Origin of the sequence: Metasolibacillus sp. FSL K6-0083 (assembly GCF_038630865.1) — a bacterium.
In the GTDB taxonomy this organism is placed as follows: Bacteria; Bacillota; Bacilli; order Bacillales_A; family Planococcaceae; genus Metasolibacillus; species Metasolibacillus fluoroglycofenilyticus.
In genome coordinates this window covers 692,804-719,592 of the sequence record NZ_CP152046.1, presented here as the reverse complement: position 1 = coordinate 719,592, position 26,789 = coordinate 692,804, and the positions used below count along the sequence as shown (strand labels likewise).

General features: G+C 38.4%; 27 protein-coding genes and 1 CRISPR repeat array (1 of these 28 cut by a window edge). Of the genes, 19 read left to right on the top strand and 8 right to left on the bottom strand.

Annotated features, from left to right (window positions below; genetic code table 11):
- Window positions 1-1,574: a CRISPR direct-repeat array (repeat unit 33 nt; unit sequence GTCTCTCTCTGTATTGAGAGAGTGGATTGAAAT) (it extends 1,332 nt beyond the left edge of the window).
- A gap of 205 nt (window positions 1,575-1,779) precedes the next feature.
- From MHB51_RS03250 to MHB51_RS03235, 4 genes are all read left to right on the top strand, one after another.
- Entirely contained in the window at window positions 1,780-2,928 is a 1,149-nt protein-coding gene (locus MHB51_RS03250) for a toxic anion resistance protein (protein ID WP_107942689.1), read from the top strand.
- Between the two features lie 111 nt (window positions 2,929-3,039).
- Window positions 3,040-3,432 (top strand): hypothetical protein, encoded by a 393-nt coding sequence (locus tag MHB51_RS03245; protein WP_066163275.1) that lies wholly within the window; start codon window positions 3,040-3,042, stop codon window positions 3,430-3,432.
- A 17-nt stretch (window positions 3,433-3,449) separates the two neighbouring features.
- Window positions 3,450-4,043 carry a pyroglutamyl-peptidase I gene (locus MHB51_RS03240; RefSeq protein WP_066163273.1) on the top strand — a complete coding sequence of 198 codons (594 nt, stop codon included), beginning with the start codon at window positions 3,450-3,452 and terminating at the stop codon, window positions 4,041-4,043.
- 85 nt (window positions 4,044-4,128) lie between these two features.
- Window positions 4,129-4,632, top strand: coding sequence for an N-acetylmuramoyl-L-alanine amidase (locus tag MHB51_RS03235; protein ID WP_066163272.1), 504 nt, complete (start codon window positions 4,129-4,131; stop codon window positions 4,630-4,632).
- 274 nt (window positions 4,633-4,906) lie between these two features.
- Here the strand turns inward: MHB51_RS03235 and MHB51_RS03230 are convergent, their stop codons facing one another.
- Together MHB51_RS03230 and MHB51_RS03225 are read right to left on the bottom strand one after the other, a co-directional pair.
- Window positions 4,907-5,464: a hypothetical protein gene (locus MHB51_RS03230; protein WP_342558966.1), complete on the bottom strand. Its 558-nt coding sequence runs from the start codon at window positions 5,462-5,464 to the stop codon at window positions 4,907-4,909.
- Window positions 5,428-5,784 carry a helix-turn-helix transcriptional regulator gene (locus MHB51_RS03225; RefSeq protein WP_342558965.1) on the bottom strand — a complete coding sequence of 119 codons (357 nt, stop codon included), beginning with the start codon at window positions 5,782-5,784 and terminating at the stop codon, window positions 5,428-5,430. The genes MHB51_RS03230 and MHB51_RS03225 overlap by 37 nt, the downstream gene beginning before the upstream one ends.
- Window positions 5,785-5,949: 165 nt before the next feature.
- Here MHB51_RS03225 and MHB51_RS03220 point away from each other — a divergent pair, with 165 nt between their 5' ends.
- From MHB51_RS03220 to MHB51_RS03185, 8 genes are all read left to right on the top strand, one after another.
- Window positions 5,950-6,846 (top strand): ABC transporter ATP-binding protein, encoded by an 897-nt coding sequence (locus MHB51_RS03220; RefSeq protein ID WP_066163268.1) that lies wholly within the window; start codon window positions 5,950-5,952, stop codon window positions 6,844-6,846.
- Window positions 6,839-8,071: an ABC transporter permease gene (locus tag MHB51_RS03215; protein ID WP_066163266.1), complete on the top strand. Its 1,233-nt coding sequence runs from the start codon at window positions 6,839-6,841 to the stop codon at window positions 8,069-8,071. Before MHB51_RS03220 ends, MHB51_RS03215 begins: the two co-directional genes overlap by 8 nt.
- A gap of 558 nt (window positions 8,072-8,629) precedes the next feature.
- Complete coding sequence (locus MHB51_RS03210) at window positions 8,630-10,381, top strand: ABC transporter transmembrane domain-containing protein (protein ID WP_342558964.1); 1,752 nt, start codon at window positions 8,630-8,632, stop codon at window positions 10,379-10,381.
- Between the two features lies 1 nt (window position 10,382).
- A complete protein-coding gene (locus MHB51_RS03205; protein WP_066163262.1) occupies window positions 10,383-12,155 on the top strand; it encodes an ABC transporter ATP-binding protein in 1,773 nt (590 codons plus the stop codon).
- A 606-nt stretch (window positions 12,156-12,761) separates the two neighbouring features.
- A complete protein-coding gene (gene rarD / locus MHB51_RS03200) occupies window positions 12,762-13,667 on the top strand; it encodes an EamA family transporter RarD (protein ID WP_342558963.1) in 906 nt (301 codons plus the stop codon).
- A gap of 135 nt (window positions 13,668-13,802) precedes the next feature.
- A complete protein-coding gene (locus MHB51_RS03195; protein WP_066163254.1) occupies window positions 13,803-14,519 on the top strand; it encodes a cytochrome c biogenesis protein CcdA in 717 nt (238 codons plus the stop codon).
- A gap of 18 nt (window positions 14,520-14,537) precedes the next feature.
- Window positions 14,538-14,906 (top strand): response regulator, encoded by a 369-nt coding sequence (locus tag MHB51_RS03190; protein WP_066163252.1) that lies wholly within the window; start codon window positions 14,538-14,540, stop codon window positions 14,904-14,906.
- Window positions 14,907-14,929: 23 nt separating this feature from the next.
- The gene (locus MHB51_RS03185) at window positions 14,930-15,418 is read left to right on the top strand and encodes a cytochrome c biogenesis protein CcdC (RefSeq protein ID WP_342558962.1); all 489 of its coding nucleotides are present in this window, start codon (window positions 14,930-14,932) and stop codon (window positions 15,416-15,418) included.
- Window positions 15,419-15,528: 110 nt separating this feature from the next.
- On the opposite strand, the gene MHB51_RS03180 is transcribed toward MHB51_RS03185, so the two are convergent.
- Window positions 15,529-15,954 (bottom strand): DUF2621 domain-containing protein, encoded by a 426-nt coding sequence (locus tag MHB51_RS03180; RefSeq protein WP_201261895.1) that lies wholly within the window; start codon window positions 15,952-15,954, stop codon window positions 15,529-15,531.
- Between the two features lie 206 nt (window positions 15,955-16,160).
- On the opposite strand from MHB51_RS03180, the gene MHB51_RS03175 reads away from it, so the two are divergent.
- From MHB51_RS03175 to MHB51_RS03160, 4 genes are all read left to right on the top strand, one after another.
- Window positions 16,161-16,382 carry a DUF1659 domain-containing protein gene (locus MHB51_RS03175; RefSeq protein ID WP_066163247.1) on the top strand — a complete coding sequence of 74 codons (222 nt, stop codon included), beginning with the start codon at window positions 16,161-16,163 and terminating at the stop codon, window positions 16,380-16,382.
- 39 nt (window positions 16,383-16,421) lie between these two features.
- Window positions 16,422-16,640, top strand: coding sequence for a DUF2922 domain-containing protein (locus MHB51_RS03170; RefSeq protein WP_066163245.1), 219 nt, complete (start codon window positions 16,422-16,424; stop codon window positions 16,638-16,640).
- 161 nt (window positions 16,641-16,801) lie between these two features.
- Window positions 16,802-16,936 carry a YvrJ family protein gene (locus MHB51_RS03165; RefSeq protein ID WP_082798926.1) on the top strand — a complete coding sequence of 45 codons (135 nt, stop codon included), beginning with the start codon at window positions 16,802-16,804 and terminating at the stop codon, window positions 16,934-16,936.
- A gap of 492 nt (window positions 16,937-17,428) precedes the next feature.
- Complete coding sequence (locus MHB51_RS03160) at window positions 17,429-18,037, top strand: SCO family protein (RefSeq protein WP_066163242.1); 609 nt, start codon at window positions 17,429-17,431, stop codon at window positions 18,035-18,037.
- Between the two features lie 351 nt (window positions 18,038-18,388).
- Here MHB51_RS03160 and MHB51_RS03155 read toward each other — a convergent pair whose 3' ends face one another.
- The 3 genes from MHB51_RS03155 to mscL all read right to left on the bottom strand — a co-directional run bounded on the left by MHB51_RS03155 (window position 18,389) and on the right by mscL (window position 21,455).
- Window positions 18,389-19,543, bottom strand: coding sequence for an aminotransferase class I/II-fold pyridoxal phosphate-dependent enzyme (locus MHB51_RS03155; protein ID WP_342472504.1), 1,155 nt, complete (start codon window positions 19,541-19,543; stop codon window positions 18,389-18,391).
- Window positions 19,543-20,658, bottom strand: a complete 1,116-nt coding sequence (locus MHB51_RS03150; RefSeq protein WP_066163238.1) for a methionine biosynthesis PLP-dependent protein — start codon at window positions 20,656-20,658, stop codon at window positions 19,543-19,545. Before MHB51_RS03150 ends, MHB51_RS03155 begins: the two co-directional genes overlap by 1 nt.
- A 413-nt stretch (window positions 20,659-21,071) precedes the next feature.
- Window positions 21,072-21,455, bottom strand: coding sequence for a large conductance mechanosensitive channel protein MscL (gene mscL / locus MHB51_RS03145; protein WP_066163236.1), 384 nt, complete (start codon window positions 21,453-21,455; stop codon window positions 21,072-21,074).
- Window positions 21,456-21,658: 203 nt separating this feature from the next.
- Between mscL and MHB51_RS03140 the strand changes: the two genes are divergently transcribed.
- Complete coding sequence (locus MHB51_RS03140; RefSeq protein ID WP_066163234.1) at window positions 21,659-22,369, top strand: lytic transglycosylase domain-containing protein; 711 nt, start codon at window positions 21,659-21,661, stop codon at window positions 22,367-22,369.
- 81 nt (window positions 22,370-22,450) lie between these two features.
- Here MHB51_RS03140 and MHB51_RS03135 read toward each other — a convergent pair whose 3' ends face one another.
- Window positions 22,451-22,708, bottom strand: coding sequence for a GlsB/YeaQ/YmgE family stress response membrane protein (locus MHB51_RS03135; RefSeq protein ID WP_066163232.1), 258 nt, complete (start codon window positions 22,706-22,708; stop codon window positions 22,451-22,453).
- A gap of 136 nt (window positions 22,709-22,844) precedes the next feature.
- Complete coding sequence (locus MHB51_RS03130) at window positions 22,845-23,399, bottom strand: isochorismatase family cysteine hydrolase (protein WP_342558961.1); 555 nt, start codon at window positions 23,397-23,399, stop codon at window positions 22,845-22,847.
- Window positions 23,400-24,020: 621 nt separating this feature from the next.
- On the opposite strand from MHB51_RS03130, the gene MHB51_RS03125 reads away from it, so the two are divergent.
- Window positions 24,021-25,208 carry an alanine racemase gene (locus MHB51_RS03125; RefSeq protein ID WP_342558960.1) on the top strand — a complete coding sequence of 396 codons (1,188 nt, stop codon included), beginning with the start codon at window positions 24,021-24,023 and terminating at the stop codon, window positions 25,206-25,208.
- Window positions 25,196-26,512, top strand: a complete 1,317-nt coding sequence (locus MHB51_RS03120) for a D-arabinono-1,4-lactone oxidase (protein ID WP_342558959.1) — start codon at window positions 25,196-25,198, stop codon at window positions 26,510-26,512. The genes MHB51_RS03125 and MHB51_RS03120 overlap by 13 nt, the downstream gene beginning before the upstream one ends.
- The last annotated feature ends 277 nt before the right edge of the window (window positions 26,513-26,789 follow it).

Below are 26,789 nucleotides of genomic sequence, written 5' to 3'. Positions count from 1 at the left end.
TCTCTCTCTGTATTGAGAGAGTGGATTGAAATGGAAACTGGGAAGGAAGCATGTTAGAAATACAACGTCTCTCTCTGTATTGAGAGAGTGGATTGAAATTTGCATGAGCGCAGAAAATTAGACGTTTATTTGGTCTCTCTCTGTATTGAGAGAGTGGATTGAAATACGCCCGAATTACGCTTTGGAGGGAGCAAGAACGTCTCTCTCTGTATTGAGAGAGTGGATTGAAATTTCTAATTCTCGCTTGCTAAGCTTTTCACTCGCCGTCTCTCTCTGTATTGAGAGAGTGGATTGAAATATCAACATTGTTTTCTTGCATAAATGCCTCGCGCGTCTCTCTCTGTATTGAGAGAGTGGATTGAAATTTTATATTCATTAGATAACTCAGAAGGTGCTTTCGTCTCTCTCTGTATTGAGAGAGTGGATTGAAATAGGTATCGTTGCAGATAGTTGAGCAAAAACGTCACGTCTCTCTCTGTATTGAGAGAGTGGATTGAAATGTCGAGGGTTTAGCTATGTTCGTAGCACTAGAGGTCTCTCTCTGTATTGAGAGAGTGGATTGAAATTAACAACACAACTGATATTTCTTTGCGTGTTGGGGTCTCTCTCTGTATTGAGAGAGTGGATTGAAATACCTGTATTACCTAAAATGGAAATAGGAAGGGAGGTCTCTCTCTGTATTGAGAGAGTGGATTGAAATTTGGAGACATTGAACATGGGCGTGAACTAGATGGGTCTCTCTCTGTATTGAGAGAGTGGATTGAAATCTCAATCGTTTTGCAAGAGGACACAACTAACTTGGTCTCTCTCTGTATTGAGAGAGTGGATTGAAATAGTTAGTTAGTATTGATATGACAAATGAAGATATGTCTCTCTCTGTATTGAGAGAGTGGATTGAAATATGAGTCTCTAATTGCTTATCCATTTGTTTAGCAGTCTCTCTCTGTATTGAGAGAGTGGATTGAAATACACATTGAGCGAGGTAGCGAAATGATGTGATAGCTGTCTCTCTCTGTATTGAGAGAGTGGATTGAAATTTGATAGTTTCAAATTCCTCAATCAGCTCGCCTACGTCTCTCTCTGTATTGAGAGAGTGGATTGAAATAACACCAATTGCCCAGCCCTCGCTCGTCCAGCGTCGTCTCTCTCTGTATTGAGAGAGTGGATTGAAATTCATCAGCGATTGAAACATCATCGACAGCGTGGGTCTCTCTCTGTATTGAGAGAGTGGATTGAAATCTCTTCCTGTCGGTTGATTACACCTTCCAGTTCCGTCTCTCTCTGTATTGAGAGAGTGGATTGAAATTTTCTGTCTTCGTGATCTCTTCCTCCGGTTTCCCTGTCTCTCTCTGTATTGAGAGAGTGGATTGAAATTTTAAAATTGTCCGGTCTATCGAATAAAAGAACCGTCTCTCTCTGTATTGAGAGAGTGGATTGAAATTCGCTTTCGCATTGCGTGGCAGCCTGCCGTAGCCGTCTCTCTCTGTATTGAGAGAATGGATTGAAATAACGCATCATCTTGTGTAGCACCTTTCTTTCGGTTGTCTCTCTGTATGGAGAGAATGAATTAAAATTGTCATCATTTTCATACATGTTACTTTCCTTTTTCTCACTCTTTATAAAGAGTGGCTAGTATAATAGTGAAAATTTAATTTGTAACAATAACTAAAAAAATCCTAATAAAAAAGAAAACGAAACCTTCTACGTATTTTTTTCGTATATGAAGTATGACAAAATAATGTACAATATAAGTAGTACGATAAGAATTGGGGGATGAATATGTCTGAATATAAAAATCCATTATTTGAAGACTTAGATGCAAAAAAAGAAACGACAACCGAATTAGTAGAGGTCGAGCCTAAGCAGCTTGTTTCAAATGAGGAATATTCGCAAATTCGTAAGCGTCAAATTGCTTTGAAAACGGAGCCACAAGTTATAGCATTAGCTGATAAAATTGATGTCAATAATCAAATTGCCGTATTGGAGTTCGGGAAAGAAACGGCTCACGGCATTTCTACATTTTCAGATCGCATGCTGTCGACAATTAAAACGAGCAAATTGGAGCGTTCAAGTGAGCTTCTGCGCAACTTAAATACAATTATGGATCGTTTTGATCCGAAAGATTTTGACAAAGAAGAGAAAAAAGGCGGTCTAATTAAGCGCTTGTTTTCTAAAAGCAAGGAGCAGCTAGAAAGGCTGTTGTCAAAATATGATACGATGAATAAAGAAGTTGACGTCGTTTATAATGAAATACAAAAATACGAAGTTGAAATGAAACGTAATACAATGGAGCTTGAGCAAATGTATGATGAAAACTTAAACTACTTCCATAGTTTAAGTGAACATATTGCGGCTGTAGAGGTAAAGGTAGAGCAGCTAAACAGCCAGCTACCAACACTCGAAGCACAAGCAAATACAGGGGATCAAGTAGCTGTTTTAGAATATGAAACGGTGCAACGTGCGGTGGAGCTATTAGAGCAGCGCCGCTACGATTTAGAAATGGCTCAGCAAGTGTCGTTTCAATCTGCACCTCAAATTCGTTTAATGCAGCAAGGAAACAACCATTTAATTGCTAAAATTAACTCAGCCTTTGTTACGACAATACCGATTTTTAAGCAAGGGCTTGTACATGCTGTTACAATGCAGCGACAAAAGCTTGTAGCAGACTCAATGATTGAGCTTGATAAGCGAACGAATGAAATGCTTGTGCGCAACGCACAAAATATTCGCCAAAATTCTGTTACGATTGCTCGTTCAGCTGGTAGCCCAAGTATTACTATCGATACGATTGAAACGACATGGCAAACAATTATGGCTGGTATCGAGGAGACAAAACAAATTCAAGAGGAAACAATTCGCAACCGTGAAGAAGGTCGCAAACGCATTGAGCAGCTACAACTTGAATATGAAAAGCTAAAGAAAATGTAGTGTATTTAAGCTATTAGAATAGGGCTATCTAAAAACGCATTTGTGTGGCAGCCCTATTTCCTAATAGCTTTTTTATGTTAAAATAAATAAAAATATTAAATGAGGTTCTTTATGATAAAAGAAATTGGTCGAAAAAGTGTGATTGCGGCAATTGCAACATTATTATTTAGTCTGTTATTTGCTTATGCAGGCTTTACACCTGAAGTTGATTTATTTCCATTTTCGAAGCTTTTTCAAATGTTTTTATTGTTAAGTGCGCCTGCCTATTTTGTAGGGGGAATTGCGGTTTCGATATTGCTTGACCGCTTTTGGAAGCTGCCTTCACTCGAAATTTTAGCTTATGCAGCATTTGGAGCATTCTTCATGTTGCCGTATTATTTTTTATTTTTTACTGCATCTGGTGGACCATTAGGCGTTATTATGTTGTTCGGTGCGAGTGCCGCTATTATTTTTTATTTTGTCAAAACACTGCTTCATAAGCTTTTCAAAAAATACGGTTTTTAGTATAGGGGGAAATAACGTTGAAAAAATTATTATTAACAGGGTTTGAGCCATTTTTACAATTTACATTAAATCCTACTGAGGAAGTTATTAAAGCTTTAAACGGAGAGGAAATAGGGGCATATCAAATTGTAGGAAAGGTGTTGCCAGTAGAATTTGCCGAAGCACAGCAACAGATTCGTCAGCTTTTAATAGATGAAAAGCCTGACGCTGTAATAGCGCTTGGACTTGCAGGCGGGCGTAGTAAAATTACACCTGAGCGTATCGCAATTAATGTGATGGATGGAGCAAAGGATAATTCAGGACATACGCCGACAGACGAAGCGATTGCGTTGGACGGGGCAGATGGCTATTTCTCTACATTGCCAATTCGAGAAATGGTTAATCGTTTAACAGCAGCGGGTTATCCTGCGGCAATATCAAATACGGCTGGTACATATGTGTGTAATTTATTAATGTATACATTGTTATATGAAACAAAAGGCTCTATCCAAGCAGGGTTTATTCATATCCCAGCATCACACCAGCTAGCAATTGAGCATGGCAAAGTGCCAAGCTGGTCACAAACAGATTTAACGATGGCTATTAAGCTTTGTATTGAAACATTAGTTTAAATTAATGGGGATATGTAGAGAGAAATGCTCTATCTGTCCCTTTTTTATATGCCCTTTTCTATCTAAATAAAAAGGGGGAATGGTAATGAATTTAAGTGCAGGGCATTGGCATGTAGGGACAGGAGCAGTAGGCATTATTGATGAAGTGACGGAGGCGAGGCGCGTTGTAAAATGTGTAGCAGGTTTGCTTCAGAATAAGGGGATGAAAGTACGGATTATTTTAGATGATCGTTCGACAAATCAGCGGCAAAATTTAAACTATTTAATTGCAGCACATCAAAAAGGGAAGGGGCTGCATGTCAGTGTGCATTTTAATGCAGTTGCACAGACGACGAATAATGGGTTAGGAACCGAGGTGCTTTATAGACGGAAAGAAATGGAACTGCTTGCATCTAAAATAAGTGCGGCAATTAGTCAGGTGAGTGGTTTGCGCAATCGTGGAGCAAAACAACGAACAGATTTAGCTTTTTTAAATGCTTTACCACAAGCAATACTTATTGAAGTGTGCTTCGTTAATTCTAAATATGATGTCGCATGCTATCAGCGACACTTTCCCTTAATCTGTAAGGCGATTGCCGCTTGTTTTTAGGTCTAAAGTATTGAATCGCTCAATTGGGGGCAAAATTCGCTCATAAACAGTACAAATCCGCTCGTAAAACCTCTAAATTCGCCCGTAAATAAAGTGATTGCCTGAAAAGTCCATTTTGTTTTGACATCGTATTGAAATAAAGGTTTTCAACGCTCTGTTTTTGTTGGAGGGTAACACTGCTAAAGTCAATATTCATCAAATTTTTAAAAGGGAAGCTCCCTATTTTTATGTAGTAATATTTGTGAAATTTCATCGCTACTGTTCAAAATGCCGGCTATGCACGGCTTTTTGAACAGTTTTTTGCGCTTTTTTCTTTGCATTGAATGGAAATTTCATGTAGTAACACCGATAAATTTTCCTCATCATCATAGAGCCTCATTAATGTCGTTAAATTGCTTATTTCTTCGTTATTTTGGCGGTCTAAATGAAACAGGCAAATGGCTTTATATGTGTAAATATAGCTGAGTATTTGGTAAGAGAGCTTTCTTTTAAATTGTTTATAGACACGCTCGAGCATTGTAAGGCATATGGCGTATTTCTTGTTTTCCAAATAAATAATGCACAAGTTCAAATGAAAATAAATTTTTAAATAGGTTAAGTCTTTATAATAATCGTTATACATATCCAGACGTTTGATAGCTACTTTTACAATTTCCACAGCTGAGTCAAGCGGAAACAAAAATAAGATAGAATTTAAAAGCTCTAGGTCATTAATATACCAATAATCTAATCTTTGCATATTTACCCAAATACCTTCTGCAATGAGACGGGCTTTCTGCAAGTCGTCTTGCTCTACTAAAACAAGTAGTGCTTGGTAAGCATCAACGAGCAATCGTCTGCATGCTGCTCGAGATAATGCTGTGCAATTTTCAACTGCTTTTTAATTGCCATTGGGGTTGTCAAATCCATGTCTGCAAAAGCTCTCGTTATTTTTTCACGCTCGCTAATTTGATGTTGGAGATGGATATAAATAAACTCATTTACCGTCATATTAAGCTTGTCAGCAAACTGCACAAGCTGTCCGGCACTCATTGCGAGTTGTCCGCGCTCAATACGCGAGTATGTACCTTGTTGGGCAATGCCGCATGCTAGCTGATTTTGCGTTAGTTGTCGATTTTTGCGTATTTTCTGTAATGTTGTTCCAAAGTTCATTGTTTCACCTTCTAATATTCCAATTCGTATATTTTGTTATGTAACGATGTTATTCTATTATACTGAAAAAGAACATGTTGAATAAAAAGTTTTGAGAATTTATGAAACATTTTTACAATCCAGCCGTATATTGATTATCGGAGTTAAAGAAAGGAGATGGCTTAGTTGCTAGTATTACAAAATGTAACGAAGCGCTATAAGGACTTTACAGCGGTTCAAAGCTTGGATTTTTCAATTTCACCTGGTGAGATTTTTGGATTAATAGGCCAAAATGGTGCAGGGAAAACGACGACGTTTCGCATGATTTTAGATTTACAGGAGACGACGGAGGGAGAGATTACGTGGGAAGGGGTCCCAATCAAGAGCGTTAATCGTGATTTGCTTGGTTATTTACCTGAAGAGCGTGGTATTTTTCCGCAAATGAAGGTAGAGGAGCAATTGATTTATTTTGGACAGCTGCGTGGCATGACAAAGGATGATTGCAAGAAAGAGGCAGATTTTTGGATTAAGCGTTTTGAGCTTGAGGAAAAGCGCAATGATAAGGCTGAAACATTATCCAAAGGAAATCAGCAAAAGGTACAGTTAATTGCTAGCTTCATTCATCGACCAAAGTTTTTAATTTTAGACGAGCCGTTTAGTGGTCTTGACCCAGTGAATAAAGATTTACTAAAAAATTCGATTTTATTTTTAAAAGAGCAAGGGATGACTATTTTATTTTCAAGTCACCAAATGGATAATGTCGAGGAGCTATGCGATCATTTATGTTTGTTAAAGCGTGGAGTCTCCCTGTTTTCAGGCTCACTCTTAGATTTGAAAAAGCAGTACGGCAAAACGAAATTAACGGTTCGTACACAGATGTCAAAAGAGGCACTTGCTGGCTTGCGTGGTGTTCTATCTGTGAAGGAAGAGCGAGATCAATATGTACTGACTTTAGAAAATGAACATTATGCGAAGGATATTTTTGAAGTCGTGTCAGCAGGTACATATATTGAGAAATTCAGTTTAGATTATTTGTCACTAGACGAAATTTTCAAAGACAAGGTAGGTGGCAATCATGTCTAAGTTTTTCATTTTATTAAAGGAAAACTATAAGCAGAAGTTAAAAGCGAAATCATTTATTATTACTACAGTTCTTTATATTTTAGGGATTTCATTAATTTTCTTCTGGTCTGATATAAAAGAAGCACTCTTTTCAAGCCAGCCAGATGAAATTATTTATGTGAATACAACAAGCTTTGAGGTAGGCAAGATGCTGGAGGATGGAGATATTGTTTGGACCCAATTTGCTTCTACCCCCGATGCGGAACAAGCGTTGAAAAATGAAGGATATGATGCAGCGGTAGTTTTTTCGGCAGCAAATGCGACGTTAGAGGTAGAACTTTTATCGCTTAACCCACTGCCGCTAACAATGCAGCAAAAATTATCTACTACTGCACATACAATTGGGCAGTTTTATGCAATGGACCAATTGAATTTAACGGCTGAGCAATCGGCACAATTATTAAATGCCGCGCCGCAAATCTCCATGAAAACGTTAAATGAAGCGGCTACGGATGGAAAGTCAGAGGAGCAAAAATCAGCAGGGATGTTCGTATCATATGTTGCTGGCTTCCTTGTGTATATATTTGTTATTTCATTTTTATCAATTGTTACTTCTGATGTAGCGTCAGAAAAGGGTTCACGCGCATTAGAAATGTTACTTGTTAGCGTAAAGGCAGAAACGCATTTTAAAGCGAAGGTAACAAGCATCTTTTTAGTTGCATTATCACAATTTGCATTGTTATTTGGAACGCTGTTTATCTTATTGAAAACAACAGATGGCGGTGCGAAATGGACGATGGTTAGTGAAATTTTAGCAGAGCTACATGGTCAATATTTACTCTATGTCGCAGCTTTTTTACTTGTCACAATTTTCTTGTTTTTAATTATTGGTGCATTGCTTGGCTCACTCGTATCCAAACCAGAGGAAGCTTCACAGGCGATGATGCCTGCAATGATTTTAGTCATTGTCGCTTTCTTTATTATGGTGACAGCTACATCTAATCCTGATACATTATTAGTAAAAATAGGTTCATATGTACCTTTTACATCTGGTATGGTTATGCCAATGCGCATCGGTGCAACAGATTTAGGGGTGCTTGAGCCGCTACTATCTTTAGCTATTTTAGTCGCTTCGACATTTGCAATGTATTTAGTAAGCATCTCCTTCTATAAACGCAGTGTGTTAACATACTCGACAGGTGGCTTAATTCAAAAAATTAAAACGGTCTTTAAAGTAACAACATAAAGGGCGTCCAGTAAGCCGTGTGATAGCCGGCTTTGAAAATGAGAGGAAAACACTGCTTTTAGCGGTGTTTTTTTATGTGAAGATAATGGGACGTATTTCTTTCAGAGCGTGACCGAAATGCCGTGTGGTAGCTGGGGTTAGGGAAAATATAGCGAGAGTTATCTTTGAATACGAGGCGTTCTTTTTAAAATCAAGGTTAATCAATTCGCCTGACAGTAACTTAAATAGAAGATGTCAGGATTGTCGGAAAAGCTCATTTTATTTTGAGAGCGCATTGAAATAAAGATTTTCATCGCCCTACTTTTATTGAAGGGTAACACTGCTAAAGCCAGTGTTCATCCCATTTTAAAAGACGCCTTCTCTATTTAATTGAGTCAATATTTTGTAAAACATTATCGCCACTGTCCACAATGCCGGTTATGCACGGCTTTTTGGACAGCCCCTTCAGCCCTTGGACTGAAATATTTCAAAAATCGAAACAAATAATTGAAATACTATTCAATAATGTTCGAATATTTGTTAAAATAGGCAGGTCAAAATATAAAGGTGGGAGAAACAATGAAAGTATTTCGAAAGCTCGGCTGGTTTTTTAAAGAGCGCCGTCGCGAGTATTTTATCGGTCTTTTCATGTTAACGCTTGTAGCGATTTTACAGCTTGTTCCACCGAAAGTAATTGGTTATACAATTGATGAAATCGGTGATGGGACGTTAACAGCAGGCTCTTTAACAAAATGGGTAGGGGTAATTGTTGCGGTAGCAATATTGATGTATGTACTGCGCTATTACTGGCGTAAAATGATTTTTGGCTCGTCTAACTATTTAGCAAAAAATTTGCGAGAAAAATTGTTTCGTCATTTTACAAAGATGTCGCCTTCCTTTTATCAACAACGACGTGTTGGAGACTTAATGGCACACGCCACGAATGATATTTCCGCTGTACAGCAGACGGCAGGTGGGGGTGTACTCACATTATTTGATTCGATTACGACAGGTACTTTTGTTATTTTAGCGATGGCGATTACGATTGATTGGCGCTTAACGCTAATCGCATTAATACCGATGCCATTTATGGCCTTGCTGACAAACTATTACGGCAAACTATTACATGAGCGCTTTCGCCATGCACAAGCAGCCTTTTCTGATTTAAACGATAAAACGCAGGAAAGCATTTCAGGTATGAAGGTTATTAAAACATTTGGGCAGCAGGGTGATGATATCGAGGACTTTACACGTTTATCTGATGATGTTGTGGAGAAAAATATGCGTGTTGCAAAAATTGATTCACTTTTTGACCCAACGATTAGCCTTGTTATTGGCGTTAGCTTTTTCTTGAGTTTAGCTTTTGGTGCTAAATTTATTATGGAAGAGGCAATGACAATTGGTGATTTAATTGCCTTTACTACATATTTAGGCTTGCTTGTTTGGCCGATGCTAGCGATTGGCATGTTATTTAATATTGTGGAACGAGGCTCTGCTTCCTATGACCGCATCGAGCAGTTATTGAATGAGCCGATTGAAATTAAAGATAAAACGGGCGCATATGATGTGCGACCAAAAGGACATTTATCTTTCCATGTTGATTCCTTTACATTCCCGGGCGATGCAAGGCCATCTTTAACGAATGTGCATTTTGATTTACAGCAGGGGCAGACACTTGGCATTGTCGGTAAGACAGGCTCTGGAAAAACAGCGATATTAAAGTTGCTCTTACGTGAATTTGAAGGCTATAAAGGGCATATTACGTACGGTGATATTTCAATTGATGATTATACGATGCTGGCACTGCGCGAGGCTATTGGTTATGTACCACAGGATCATTTTTTATTTTCATCAACGATTTACAAAAATATTGCCTTTACAAACCCGCAGGCAGCAAAAGAAAAGGTGGAGCATGCAGCTACCTTAGCTTATATTCATGAGGATATTTTACAATTTACAGAAGGCTACGACACGATTGTCGGTGAACGTGGCGTTTCTTTGTCAGGGGGGCAAAAGCAACGTATTTCCATTGCCCGTGCATTGATGATGGAGCCTGAGCTATTAATTTTAGACGACTCACTGTCGGCTGTAGATGCGAAAACGGAGGAAGCGATTTTACAAGCATTAAAGGCTTCACGTGAAAACGAAACAACGATTATTACGTCTCACCGCCTAAGTGCCATCCAGCATGCACATATCATTATCGTTATGCATGAAGGAACGGTTGTGGAGAAAGGGACACATGAGGAGTTAATGAGCTTACGAGGTCGTTATTATGAAATGTATGAATTACAGCAGCTAGAACAGCAAGTAGAGAAAGGGGGAATGTAGCATGGAAAAACAGCCAACCTTTTCACGGAAAGAGCAAGCTGCTATTTTAAAACGTTTATTGCGCTACTTAATTCCTCATAAAAAAGCGGTTGTTATTGCACTTGCTTTACTCGTTTTAACGGTTACTGGGGATGTGCTCGGACCGTATCTGATTAAAATCTTTTTAGATGACCATGTAGCGATTGGCAATTTTGAAACGAAGCCAATACTCATTTTAGCGATTAGCTATGCGGTAATTCAAATTCTAAATGTAATTATTAGCTATTTGCAGCTAGTGAAATTCCAGGAAATTGCGCTGAAAATTATTCAGCAACTACGCATTGATGTATTTACGAAAATTCATCAGCTAGGCATGCGTTATTTTGACCGTGTACCAGCTGGTTCCATTGTTTCAAGGGCGACAAACGATACCGAAGCAATTAAGGATATGTTTGTTGGTGTATTAATTAGCTTTGTACAGGCAGGGTTTTTAATTGTCGGTGTCTATATCGCAATGTTTTTAATGAATCCTGTACTTGCTTTATTTGCTTTAGTGCTGCTACCAATCGTTATTTATATTATTTATTTATATCGCAAATATAGTTCAGTCGTTTATATGGAAATGCGTGAAAAGCTGAGTGAATTGAATGCTAAACTTGCGGAATCTTTATCTGGCATGAGCATTGTGCAGGCATTCCGCCAAGAAAAGCGCTTTAATGACGAGTTTGACGATATTAATGAAAAGCACTATAAGGCAATGATGGACAATACAAAGCTAAACAGCTTGTTGCTACGTCCTGTTGTCGATTTGGTTTATTTTGCAGCCATCGTGCTACTGCTTTTGTATTTTGGTAAAACATCGCTAGAAACAGCTGTTGAGATAGGGGTTGTGTATGCGTTTATTACGTATATTAACCGCTTCTTTGAGCCGATTAATCAAGTGATGGAGCGTTTAGCCATCTTCCAGCAGGCACTCGTTGCAGCCTCTCGTGTGTTTATCTTATTAGATGAAGAGGAGCTTGAGCCAATGCAGCAAAATCTAGCTGGCAAAATTTCAGATGGTCGCATTGAATTTAAAGATGTGACATTTAGCTACGATGGGCAAAAGGATGTGTTAAAAAATATTTCCTTTACAGTTAATCCGGGTGAAACAGTAGCACTTGTAGGACATACAGGTAGCGGTAAAAGCTCGATTATCAATTTATTAATGCGCTTTTACGAGTTTGAAAAAGGTGATATTTGCATTGATGGTCAGTCAATTAAAGCTTTTAGCCAAGAGGAAATTCGCCATAAATTAGGGCTTGTCCTACAAGATCCGTTTCTGTTTTATGGAACGATTGAAAGTAATATTCGTTTATATAATAAGGAGTTAACTGATATTGATGTGGAGAAGGCTGCAGAATTTGTGCAGGCAGACCAGTTCATTAATACGCTACCTGATAAATATAAGCAAAAGGTGACGGAGCGCGGCTCGACATTTTCAAGTGGGCAGCGTCAATTGCTTGCATTTGCACGAACAATTGCGACGAATCCAAAAGTGCTTGTCTTGGATGAAGCAACTGCTGCTATTGATACGGAAACTGAGGTTGCCATTCAGCATTCTTTAGAGAAAATGCGAAAAGGGCGTACAACAATTGCAATTGCCCACCGCTTATCAACGATTCAAGATGCTGAACAAATTTTAGTGCTGCACCAAGGAGAAATTAAAGAGCGCGGCACACACCAAGAGCTACTTGCACAACAAGGCTTGTATTATAAAATGTATTTATTACAAAACGGTATAACAAGCTTATAGAAATAAAAAACAAACACCAAGGCGCGATAGCTTTGGTGTTTTACTTATGGTCGTTCTATTGGGGACTTTTCATTTTCTATAGTGAAAACCTATCATACAACCTTCGCATATTTAGTTAACGATAGCCATCAAAGTAAGTTGATAAATATCGGGTTTCGTTGAATTTTCCCAAAAGTCATATCCGATGAAACTATTAAAATAATTCAATATGCAAGTCATGATATTTCTATGTGTACCTAAGGCAATATTTTTATACTGATTGTTGTCCAAAAGTCCTTTGATTACAGATAGCATTGTGATGGAAATGATGAATGGGCGTGAATGGTTGTGATGGAACTTCTATTTTTGTTTCAACCGAAAAACCACTCACGCGCAACAAATGAGTGACCAATATCATGCTTCCTAGGGAGGTATGTTTAGATGTGTGAATTACGGCTTTTAAACTAAGAGGAGCTCGAGGATGATAAGCGCGGATGAGGAGAGAAACAGCTCCCCCACATCCGTTTTGTTATTACGAATGCTTTAAAAAAGTTTCTCTTTGTTGAAGTGGAGGAAATATATTTTATGTTATTATAGGAGCGTGAGAGAAGATAGGAGATGCCTGAGATGAGTGAAGAGAGAAAAGGAATAGTGTATACATTTTTAGCGTATGCGATGTGGGGTGTGTTGCCTCTTTTTTGGAAGCTACTAGAGCATGTTGATAGTGTAGAAGTGTTAGTGGGGCGTGTTGTTTGGTCGTTTATCTTTACAGTGCTTGCCATTTTGATGATTGGGCAAAGGAGCGCATTGTTTGGCGATTTACAGTATTTATGGCAGCATAAAAAGCAGCTCGTTTCGTTAGTAGCCGCTTCATTTATGATTACGGTCAATTGGTTTGTTTTTATTTATGCGGTGAATAGTCATCAAATGCTTGAAACGAGCCTCGGCTATTATATTAATCCGTTGATTTCGGTTTTGTTTGGGATGCTTTTTTTCAAGGAGCGATTGACGCGTGTACAGCTTGGTGCTGTGCTGATTGCGCTAGTAGGTGTGCTTATTATGACAATCAATTATGCACGACTTCCTTGGATTGCCCTTTGTTTAGCTTTTAGCTTTGCGACTTACGGGGTATTGAAGAAAAGGGTTGTGCTAGATGCACTACGTGGTTTGGCAATTGAAACATTATTTACATTGCCGATTGCCCTTGTTTTATATGCCTATTTATTCCAAAAAGGAACCGCTTCGTTTTTACATATTAGCTTATCGACAGACGTATTGCTGATGGCAAGTGGTGTTGTGACGGCAATTCCCTTGATTTGCTTTGCGAAAGGAGCACAGCGCATTCCGCTTTATTTAATTGGCTTTTTACAATATATAGCGCCGACAACGATGTTAATAATAGGCGTTGTTTTGTATAAGGAGCCGTTTACAAAGATGGAGATATTGGCATTTTCCGCTATTTGGTTAGCCCTCGCGCTTTTCTCCCTTTCTACGTTGCGAGAGCAGCTCATGAAAAAGCGCAAACTAGCATAAAGCCGAAAGTAAGTCCATTAATATGAAAGGCTGTTTCACTATTTTGCCATAAAAGTTTCACAGTCGAAACAAGCGCATTTTCTTGTACAATTTGATACGATGAAAGCATGACAGTAAGGGAGCGAAAAAAGAAATATGAATACAGGTGTGGATCTAAATATACTATTAGCATTTGGTGCGGGTTTTTTAAGCTTTATTTCACCATGTACACTGCCGCTCTATCCAGCATTTTTATCGTACATAACAGGAATGAGCTTGACGGAATTAACAAAAGAAAAAGGCATGATGCAAAAGCAGGCGGTTTTACATACGTTAAGCTTTTTAATCGGTTTTTCGATTATTTTTATTGCCATTGGCTTTGGTACAACATTCGTCAATGAATTTTTCTTGCAATATCAAGAGCTGTTGCGCCAAGTTGGTGCGATTTTAATTGTTTTATTCGGTTTAATGATTGTCGGCTGGCTACAAATTGACTTTTTAGCGAAGGACCATAAATTCCAATTTAAAAATCGTCCAGCGGGTTATTTTGGTTCAGGTGTAATTGGCTTAGCCTTTGCAGCAGGCTGGACACCTTGTACAGGACCGATTTTAGCCTCTATCATTTTATTGGCGAGTACGAAGCCTGATGCTGGGCTATGGTATATGCTTGCCTATTATTTTGGTTTTGCGATTCCGTTCTTTGTGTTATCATTCTTTATAACGAGAATGAATTGGATTCGTAAAAATAGCCAAAAAATCGTTAAAGTTGGCGGATATATTATGATTGCTGTCGGTATTTTACTCTTCTTTAACGGTTTAGAATATATTATTCGTATATTCTCTGGACTGTTTGGCGGTTTCACAGGATTCTAACTAAAGGGGAGGAGTGCTATGCCAACAGTTATGGTCGTTGATGATGCGCTTTTTATGCGCTCATTTATTAGTAACTTGTTTGAAAACTGGGGTTTTACAGTTGTAGCGCAAGCGGCAAATGGTAAAAAGGCTATAGCACTTTTTCAAGAATTGCAGCCTGATTTAGTGACGATGGATTTAACGATGCCTATCATGACAGGGTTAGAGGCTTCGAAGCATATTATTGAGGAATTTCCAGAGGCCCGTATTATTATGATTACTGCTTTAGGGCAGCAGAGGCATGTGAAGGAAGCGTTAATGTATGGTGTAAAAGATTTTATCGTTAAGCCATTTAAACCTGAGGAATTAAAACAAATTGTGGATACATTATTTGAAAATAAGAGTTAATTGATTAAAGCAGGAGGGAAACAATGCTTAATAATATCCCCTCTCAATATTTAATAATAGGCTCATCTGTGATGGCGGTTTTAATGGGGACCTTTGTTATGTTTATTCGTATGCGTGCACAGAAGAAACCTGTAAATGCCCGAAAAATCATTATTCCACCAATCGCCATGTCGACAGGGGCACTTATGTTTATTTTTGAGGAATTTCGTGTTGCGCCACTACAAATTGTAGAAGCAGCCGCAATCGGTTTAATTTTTTCGACCGTATTAATTGCTACATCTAAATTCGAAGTGCGTCAAGGGGCGATTTTTTTAAAGCGTTCAAAGGCCTTTTTCTTTATTTTAATTGGCTTACTTATACTTCGAATCATATTAAAATTAATCTTTTCAAATAGCTTAGATATAGGTGAGCTTGGCGGCATGTTTTGGATTTTAGCGTTTGCAATGATTGTGCCGTGGCGCATTGCGATGCTATGGCAATTTAAAAAGCTAGAAAAAACACTGGATGTATAAATAAATAGCTAAGGCGGGGTCTTATCAATCCCTCCTTAGCTATTTTTCTTTTTAAATGGTTATTCTTACAACAAAAAGCCGTGTGTAAGCACGTTTTTTGAACGCCTCTGTTAAAACAAATGCTCGTATGGTGCTATATCAATCTCCATTTCATCCAGCTTTTTGCGTAAAAACTTATGGTCGCGTTTTGGTGTTGCGATAATATAGCCACGAATAAGCAGGTCTTGATCAATGGCAGTAGCATGCTCCTGCAATGCCAGTTCGCCAATTTTCCCTGCAATTTTCTCCTTCGCTACTTGGCGAAACAGCTCAGGGACTGGGGAAGTAAGTTCATTCAGTAATTTTTTTGCGTCCTCTCCCCATAAATGAATTGTTTTATCTAAATAAAATTCCTGCCAATCTAAATCCGATTTACCATCCTCTTTCGGCATCCGCTTTAAAAACTTACGGAACATGAAAAAGCCGCCAATTGCTAGCAAGCTTATCATGACAATAACCCAAAAAGCGATAAATAATAAAAACCAGCCACTAAGCAAAATAATTCACCTCTTTACAATCTCTTTCTCTATTATAAAAGCTTTTGCCTTATTTAGCATCCGAAATGTTTCAAGTAATTCCTATGATTTGCTAGGAAACTTGTCAAAAAGCATAGCCATTTTCAAATACTGAAAAATAACTTTTTAAAGCTTGTCCCTTTTTTCCCTTCAAAATGCCATATAAGTTAGTGAAAGGAGGGAGCGAGATGACAGCATATGAATTTGAGCAAGCAACAGTAACGCTTCAATTTGAAGTTGGTACGAATGCAGACGGGAAAGCACTTTATAAAACAGCTTCATACCGCAATATTCAACCTACTGCAACGGCAGAACAGCTTGCAGCTGTAGCAACTGCAATAGCTAGCTTAAGCATTTATCCGTTAGTAACAATTACACGCTCGGATAAACAACGCATTGTAGTAGCTTAGGGGCAGGCTAGAAATTCGTGTAGAAAGGAGGAGGAATGAATGACAAATACATTACAGCTTATTTTTCAACTTGCAGATGAAAAAACACTCACATTGTCTGTAGCACAGCCGAAAGCTAACTTAACGGATGCAGAGGTGGTTGCTGCAATGCAAACAATTATCGAGCAAAATGTGTTTATGCGCGATAATGTAACTATTGTAGCAAAAAAAGCAGCACGTATCGTAAGTCGTACAGTAAAGGAATTTAATGTGTTGTAACAGCAATAAAGTACTGACTATTTAGAAGGTGAGCCGTCTGAAAAGTAATTTAAGGGCGGCTCCCTGCGTCGTAGAGATGAAAAGCACATATTTATTAGGACTGTCCCAAATATACGCCATTTTAAACAGTTTTTTCTTTTCTCAAGAAGGAGGGGCTAAAAATAGAGCAATGGGTAACGATGATACAAGATTTAGGATTTCCGATACTTGTCTCTTTTTATTTATTGTATCGTATTGAAAGTAAGCTTGAGGCGATTCATGAAGTGCTGACTTCGATAAAATTGCTCAATCAATAATAGGGAGGGAGCTGTCTGAAAAGAGCAACTAATAAATCTATGGCTAGCATTGTGTTGGGCTAAGCATAGGATGTGACGATTTTAGGTTAACTTCTACTGGTTAGATAGGAAAAACCAAAGCGAGATGCAATTGATAACAGGCATCTTGCTTTTTTAAACGGCTGTTATTTCAATAAAACGTAAACGAAAAAAGCAGTGCTATGCACGCTTTTTGGACGCCATTGTTTGTGAAATGCTGATTCACAAATTCGTCAGAAAGTCTTCACTGTCAAACCTATTGTATTCGCTTTCTGAATTCGATAAGATAAAGTGAACCTTCAATCAGTGGGGGTTTTCGTACATCCCCCACTGATTGGTAGTTTCACCAGTCGGGTTTTTACAGGCTGTTTGATCCCCCACTTCAACATCTTGGTTTTACCTGCTGTTTTGAAGTGGGGGTCTTACAGCCTGTTAATACGGGATAAAATTAACGATTAGAGAGTGGAGCGAGAGATGATGAAGAAAAGAAAACATATTGTGGTGCTATTGTTATTAACGATGATTTTAGCGGCATGTAGCAATTATAAATTTAAGCCAACGACATCATATGAGGTTTCTGATTTTACAGCAACGAATCATCGCGGTGAAGAAGTGACATTGGACAGCTTGAAAGGAAAGCCTTGGCTTGCAATGTTTATTTTCACAAACTGTACGACGATATGTTCACCGATGACAAATAATATGGCTGAAATTCAAGATCGTTTAGTAGAAGAGGGCGTTGAGGATTATAATATCGTAGCATTTTCAGTTGATCCTGAAAATGATTCGCCAGAAGTACTAACGGAGTATTTAAGTCGCTACGGGGTTGCAGATGAGTCAAAATGGCAGCTTGTTACGGGCTATGATCAAAAATTTATTGAGCAATTCGGTTTGAAATCCTTTAAAACCCTTATTAAGAAAGTAGAGGGTGATGATCAAATTATGCATATGAATACTTTTTATTTAGTTGATGAAACAGGAATTGCAGTGAAAAACTATTCTGGCTACTCGGAAACCGTAGACGGTGTTTCCTATGATACAATTGCTATTGATTTAGAGACGTTAATTGAAGAACGTAAGTAAGGGCGTTCAGCAAGCCGTGCGGTGGCAGGCTTGCTGAACGCTTTTTAGGTGTTTGCATGTGGAGAATAGATGGTGCTTACTTTGAAAATATGATGGACACAGGATTTAATGGTGTTATCCTTTAGTAAAAGAGAGGCAATGGAAATGCTAAAATAGGGTTTTCATCTGTATTTTAGTATAGGAGCGTTTGGAAAGCCGTGCAGTGGCAGGCTTTCCAAATGCTTTATTTTTGTGTTTTGATAAAGTGTTTGCTTGTGGAGAAGTGGTGCTGGAAAGCTTTTAGCCACAAAAGACATTCATAACGCGTCTTTTGTGGCTAATTCCGATGATTTATTTATTTTCAGCTTTTCTTTATTGTGCAGCTTTTTCCAATGCTTGGGCAAAGTCTGCAAGCAAATCTTCTTCATTTTCTAAGCCAACGGAAAAGCGGAGAAGGCCGTCTGTAATGCCACGTTTTAGACGTTCCTCGGGCTCCATTGCCGCATGGCTCATTTTGGCAGGATACGATAAAATTGATTCAACACCACCGAGGCTTACTGCAAAGACAGGGATTTTCATCGCCTCGACAAATTTCTTTGCTACTTCATAGCTAGGTAGGGTGAATGAAAGAACCGCACCAGCAGAAGTACTTTGTGCCGCATGAACGGCGTAGCCAGGATGTGTTTCTAGACCCGGGTAATATACTTGCTTAACAAGTGGATGCGCCTGTAAGTAGTGCGCAATTTTCATCGCCACACGACTCGATTCATTGTAGCGGACGGCTGTCGTTTTCATATTTTGGATTAAAGTATAACTATCTTGTACACCTAAAACAGAGCCAAATGAGTTTTGAATAAAGTATAGCTTTTCGCTTAACTCAGTAGTTTTAGTCACCGCAAGCCCTGCAACAATATCGGAGTGCCCTGATAAAAATTTAGTTGCACTGTGTATGACAATATCCACGCCTAAATCTAAAGGTCGCTGATGTAATGGTGTCATAAATGTATTATCTAAAAAGGATAATGCCCCATGCTCCTTGGCAATTTCTACAACCGCTCGAATATCGGTAATGCCGAGTGTTGGATTGGAAGGTGTTTCAATATAAAGGAGCTTTGTTTCGGGCTTTACAGCAGCTCGCACAGCCTCTAAATCTGTGAAATCAACAAATGTGTGTGTAATGCCAAAGCGCGGCAGCACCTTTGTGACGAAACGGTAAGTGCCGCCATAAACGTCCTCTGTAATAACAATATGGTCACCGCTCGATAACAGCATTAAACTAGCAGTTACCGCCGCCATACCTGTAGCAAAGGCAAATCCTCGGTCGCCGCCCTCTAACTCTGCAATTGCTCGTTCTAAAGCATCACGTGTCGGATTGCCTGAGCGTGCATAGTCAAATTCACCGAATTCATCAATTGATTCTTGATGGAAGGTAGAAGCTAAATAGATTGGCACATTGACAGCACCTTTTTTATCTGCATAGCCTTCTCGAATCGCCCCATGAATAAGCGTCGTCTCAAGATTCGTCATTAAAACCCTCCCTCTCTAAGTAAATCGAATACTTGCTGTAAATCTGCGATTAAATCTTCCGCTTCCTCCACGCCAACGGAGAAGCGTAATAGGCGGTCACAAACGCCGCGTGCTACTCGTTCTTCGTATGGAATATCTGCATGTGTTTGCGTTGCTGGATACGTAATAAAGCTTTCCACACCGCCAAGGCTTTCAGCAAATGTAATAAGCTTAATATTTTGCAAGAATGGATCAATCATTGCAGCATCTTTTACACGGAATGAAAGCATGCCACCTTTCCCTGTGTAAAGCACATCTGTTACTAATGGTTCCTGCTCTAAATAAGCTGCAATTTTCTTGGCATTTGCATCATGCTGCTTTAAACGTAAATGCAATGTTTTTAATCCGCGAATTAATAACCATGCATCCATTGGTCCTAATGTCATACCGACCCCGTTATGGAAAAAGCTAAGGCGTTCACATAGCTCTTGTCCTTTCGCTACAACAAGCCCTGCCAAAACATCATTATGCCCACCGATGTATTTTGTAGCACTATGTAGTACGATATCTGCACCAAGCTCGATTGGACGCTGGAAATAAGGCGTGTAGAACGTATTGTCAACAATTAATAGTAAGTTATGTGCTTTGGCAAGTTCCGCATATGCAATTAAATCAATTTCCTGCATTAATGGGTTTGTAGGTGTTTCAATGAATAAAGCACGTGTGTTTTCGTTAATTAGTGCCTTTACTTCCTCAAGAGAGGTAAATGTAGCATAGACAGGTTTAATATTATAGCTTTCTGAAAACGTTTTTAGCAGACGATATGTACCGCCATATAAATCTTCAGGTAAAATCAATTCATCATTTGGTTTAAATAATGACAAGACGAGTTGAATTGCAGCCATACCAGAGCTACAAGCAAATCCTGCATCGCCACCTTCAAGCTTTGCAATCCCATCTTCTAAAATTGTACGTGTTGGATTTTTTGTACGCGTATAATCGTAGCCAGTAGATTTTCCGATTCCATCATGTTTATATGCTGTTGAGAAATAAAGTGGGGGATTGACAGCTCCTGTTTTCGGGTCGCTATGATTACCTAGTTGCACTAATGTTGTTTCAATACGCTGCTTTGTCATAAACTCACTCTTTCTATCAATAGTATTTCTCGAAACATAAGAATGTTCCGACTATTAAACCAATTTATCATTTATAACGTATCGTATCAATAGCTTTTCTATGAATTTAATTTTACAAAAAACGAGAGCGTGCAAAAAGCCGTGCATAGCTATCATTTTGCACGCTGTTGCTGAGCGCTTCTTCAAGGAATGTGTTTGTTAAAATAGCAAGACACTTCTTTGAAAACGAGAGAAACTTTAGGGGTAGCGGGATTTCTTTGATATGGTGAGAATCAAGCTTTCATTATGCTTGTAAAACGAAGCCGTCTTTTCAAACAATCCCGATTTGTAAATTTTTTAACTGCTTTCAGCACATTCTTTTTGTAACGAAAACGTCAGACAAGTAGATAATGCACTACTTGTCTGACGCCACCTCATTGCTTTTCTTTTAATAAATCGCGGATTTCTTTTAAAAGTTCTTCTTTTGAGTCGACTTCTGGTGCTGCTTCTACAGCCGCCTCTTCTTTTTTACGGCTTAATTTATTCATTAAGCGTATTGCGATAAAGATGGCAAAGGCGATTAATGTGAAGTCGATAATGGATTGTAAAAATGCACCGATTTTTACTTGTGCATCTCCACTACCAAATGCAAAGCTTTCTGAAAAATTGATGCCACCTGTTAATACACCAATCAATGGCATAATAATATCGTCTACTAATGATGAGACGATTTTACCGAATGCAGCACCTATCACAACCGCTACTGCTAAATCGATCACATTACCACGCATAGCAAATTCTTTAAAATCCTTCCACATGACACAACACTCCTCTTATGTATTATCCAAAAAAGTATTTTATATGCTTTTATTTTATTTCGCAACCAAAATAAATGAAATAGTAGAATATAATTAAATTACCACTTAAAATGAAATTAAACAAATTTCATATTTTATCGATAATAAGCTTGTAACAAAATTAAGCGATAAGCTCGCTGTTGTTAAAATGGGGGATAAGAAAAATGGGGAAAAAGAAGAAGGGGAAGAAGGACCCGCTACTTTCTCAAAAAATTCAAATATGGATTATCGTGCTGTTAGTACCTGTTGCGATAACAGTTTATTTTTTTGTCTATTTAGCATGGAAGGAATTGCAGCCAATACCAGCTTTTGAAGCAGCTATTGAAGAGGAAAAACCCCCCCAGTTGCAAGTGAGTTTTGATTTAGAAATACCTATTGAGTATATTCCCATTTATATGGCTGCTGGTGAAAAATATAGTGTTCCTTGGACGTTGTTGGCAGCACATCATCGAGTAGAAACACGCTTTTCCACGATGTCGACACTTGAATCCCCCGTTGGAGCAGAAGGGCATATGCAATTTATGCCATGCACATTTGTTGGGTGGCAGCATCCAACATGTACGGGCTTAGGACAAGGTAATATAAAGCAGGAGGAAAAAACAAATCCTAAAATAATAAAAAAATACGGTGGCTATGGTGTGGATGCGAATGATGACGGCATTGCAGACCCTTACGACTTAGAAGATGCCGTATATTCAGCCGCTAATTTTTTATCGAAAGCAGGTGTGGCAAAAGGCGAGCTGAAAAAAGCTATCTATCAATATAATCATAGTCAAAAATATGTGGAAGATATTTTATTTTATTATAAGCAATATCGTGCACATAGCGAGGAGCTAGAGCGCGTGGCTCTTCAGCAGGCAAGCGCACAAAAATAAACGAAAACTCATAGCCATATTGCGAAAGGCGCTGAGTTTTCGTTTCTATAAAGGGTTGCTTTGCTGTGTAAACTAGACAATTTACATTGCTTTGCGCATCGATTTCATGATGAAGCTTACAATGAATATTAAAACAATGGCTCCAATTAGTGCTGGGAAGACGTAAAAGTCAGAAACTCTCCAGCCCCAATTCCCAAGAATCATACTGCCAATCCAAGAGCCGATAATACCTGCGATAATATTACCGATAACGCCCCCAGGGACATCCTTACCTAAAATTACCCCAGCTAACCAACCTAAAAGACCGCCAATAATAAGATACCAAATAAAGCTAATCATAGATGTTCATCTCCTTTGTGATCATTAAAGTTATAATAGCGCTTAATTAGTTATAACCAAATTAAACGGAATTTAAACATCTATTTTTTTCTTCATTATATGCTGTACAAAATTCGTTGAATTAAAATGAGTTTTTTTAGCTCTCCTTGGACACAACCTTTGCCCCGAGTGAGCCTGTAAAGTGCTTTAGTGCCCATGTATGCCCTTCAGGATTAAAGCTAGCCACGGCATCTTCATGAACGACGATATTAAAGCCTAAATTGTAAGCATCCATCGCCGTATGCAGTACGCAAATATCAGTACAGACCCCCGTTAAATGAACTTCTTGAATTTTACGTTCTCGCAATAAAATGGCTAAATTAGTGCCAGCGAAAGCACTGTAGCGCGTTTTGTTGAAGGAAATGCAATTTTTCTTATTTGCTTCATAAATTGTTTTTACAGCACCGTAAAGCTCACGTCCATTAGTACCTTCTATATTATGAGGTGGGAATAATTTTGTTTCTGGATGGAAAGTATCACCTTCATAATGAATATCATTGGCGAAAATTACCACATCGCCATTTTTTAAAAAGCTGTCAATCAACTCGACCATTCTGCCTTCAATTTGCTGTCCTGGCTCACCGCATGTTAATTTGCCATCAGCTGCTACGAAATCATGCGTATAATCAATAATGAGTAATGCTTTTGTCAATTTTATTAGCCTCCTTTAATGCTATAGCTAATATTATGCCATGTGTCATGACAACTGTAAAATAAGGAGGACGGGTTTGCTCGAAATGGTGACTTCTTCTTACGGTGCAATGGAAATTCAGATTACATCTATTCACTTTCATTCTGAGGAAAGTCCACTAAACCTTGTGTTTCTCCCGTTTTCAAAGAATTTTTTGATGGGTGAGCTTTTTGAGAAGCACTACCGACAGTATCCAACATGCCGGCCACGCATGAATTTTTGAATTGTTTGTATTTTAATGAATTACGCCAAAGGCTTAACTTCTTCTTGCAGGAGGAAATATTTTTTCCGACTATTCGAAATATTTTGCTAATTTAATATTTTTACAGTATACTAAAAGAAAAGCAACGGAGTGATGAATATGGATGTACAATTAATGAAGACACTTGATCGACAAGGCTTGCTATTCGCGTTGGTTCACACCATTGTACTGTTAAACGTTGCTGTTGATTTTATTTTCTTATCATAAAAAATTATAGATGAAAAAGTTGGTGAAAAGTGATTGTTATTGAAGCTTTTCATCAACTTTTTTTGTTGGTAGGATTTTTCTCCATTAAGGTCGAATCTACATTTAAAAGGGGGATGAATTTATTGGAGAAATATGAAAATGTGTTCCAACATATTGAGCGTCCATTTGCTTGGTTAGATTATGATGCACTTGACCAAAATATTGATTTCGTTAATCGATTGGCAACAAAGCCAGTAAGAATTGCAACAAAATCTGTGCGTTCCGTTAGCGTTTTAAAATACATTCAGGAGAAATTAGTAAATTATGCAGGTTTAATGACATTTACAGCAGCAGAAAGCGTTTATTTAATTGAACAAGGATTCGATCATCTGTTGCTAGGTTACCCAACCTTTGAAGAAAATAATATAAAAAAATTACTGGCCTACAGTAGAGCTGGAAAAGATATTACCTTTATGGTTGATGCATACGAGCAAGTTCAGCTTTTACAAAATTGTGCTGAGCAGATGCAGACGATGGCAAAAATATGTATCGATATTAATATCTCTACAAATTTTAAATGGATTTATTTTGGGACTAAGCGTTCGCCACTCGATTCACTGCAAAAATTAAAAAATTTTACAGATAAATTAACAGATTATCCGAATATTCGTATTCATGCACTCATGGGTTATGAGGCACAAATAGCCGGTGTGCCAGATTTATCATTGGCAAACTCTCGAAAAATGCGTGCGAAAGGTTTAGTAGTGCGTCAGCTAAAAAAGCAATCAATAGAGAAAATCACTTCTTTTAGGCGGCTTGCTGTTGCACATGTGAAATCAATTGCGCCAGTGGCCTTTGTTAATGGTGGTGGCTCAGGAAGCATTACCTATACCTGCGAGCAGCAGGAAATTACTGAAGCAACAGTCGGCTCTGCCTTTTTTGCACCTGCGTTATTTGATCATTATGATACATTAAATTTGCAACCCGCTGTCGGCTTTGCCTTGCGTGTTACACGCCAATTTGATGCACATACCTTTGTTTGCCAAGGAGGAGGCTATATCGCTTCAGGCGCTATCGGTGAAGATCGTGCACCAGTATTTTTAAATGAAAATTATCAGCTATTGCCATTGGAAGGTGCTGGGGAAGTACAAACACCCTTTATTGATTCAACCGGTTCTTTAACAATTGGTGATACAGTTTATTTAAGACATGCTAAAGCGGGCGAGCTATGTGAACGATTTACTGTTTTGCACGGTACACGTAACATGTGCTATGCAGGACCTATACTGACATATCGAGGTGAGCGACAATGTTTTCTATAAATAATTGGCAGCAGGGAAAAAGATGGACGAATTGGGCGAATAATATCGTTTCATATCCATCTACATATCATGCACCTGCATCAATCGAGGCAATTCAGCAAATTATAAAAAATATGAAGAAACAACAAACATTGCGCGTTACAGGTGCTGCTCATTCCTTCAGCCCTGTCGCAATGCCTGAAGAGACAGCGCTAACATTACATAATTTGCGCGGTTTACTATCTGTTGATACTAAAAATTTAACGGCTACATTTTATGCCGGTACTTATTTATATGAAATAGGACCATTACTAGCAGAGCACCAGCTCGCATTAATTAATATGGGCGACATTCAAGCGCAAACATTAGCAGGTGTAATTGCAACAGGCACACATGGTACAGGTGTAACACTTGGTTCCTTCTCTTCAATGGTAACAAAATGGGGCTTTATCAATGGCTTAGGAGAATATATTGAACATGAGCGAGGTACTGATGATTTATCGGAGGCACTGCATGTATCAATAGGCTTACTCGGTATTTTAGTTACTGTCACAATACAAGTTACGCCACTTTATAGTCTGCATTATGTATCGGAAAAAACGAATTTAGAGGATGCGTTGAAAAATTTTCAACAAACTATTCGAACACATCGTCATGTAGAATGGTTTTATTTCCCCGGCAGCGACCTTATCCAAGTGAAAAAAATGGATAAAGTTGCACCAGTTGAGCAAAATAAGTGGCAGCGCCATCTGAATGAAATGAATTTACAGCTCGTTGAAAATGGCTTGTTTTACGTTATATCGGAGCTTTGCAAATGGCAGCCTCGAGCAAGCAGCTCTGTCAGTAAGCTTAGCTCAAAGCTCGTGTCTGAAGGTGTGCGCACAGATTTAAGCTACCGTATGTTTCCTTCACCGCGTAGCGTCAAATTTACTGAAACGGAGTATGCAATACCATTACAGCATTTTGAAGCTTGTATGGAAGAAATACATGCAGTATTAAAGAAGGGTAAATTTACTGTTCATTTCCCGATTGAGTGTCGCACAACAAAAGGAGAGCAAGGGATGTTAAGCCCCACACAAGGAGAGGAAAGCGCTTTTTTAGCTTTCCATATGTATAAAGGAATGAATGAAACTCCGTATTTTGATTGGGTTCGAGTATTAATGAGAAAATATAACGGTAGACCGCATTGGGGAAAAGTAAATGATTACGACGCAACTAATATACGTGATTACTATCCAAAATTTGCTGCGTTCAATGAGCTAAGAAATGAGCATGACCCAAACAATATTTTTGTCACAAGTTATTTCCGCCGCATTTTTAATTAAATATCTCCGTATTAAGAACATATTAACGAATGTTGGGAAATGTAGTAGTAGCCTACTTTTTCCCAACATCTCCAAAAGCAATCAGACCCAACAAACAATTGTCTTTATTTTGTCATAATTACGAAAAAATTATTGGAATACAATAAAACGCATCGTTATCACAATGAAAACGCTTACTAGTTATTTGATTTTTTTGAATTGTTTAAAAAATTAAAAAAAGCCTGTTGACGTCCCTATTTTTTCGTACTATGATAGCGACAATCAAATAAATCAATAA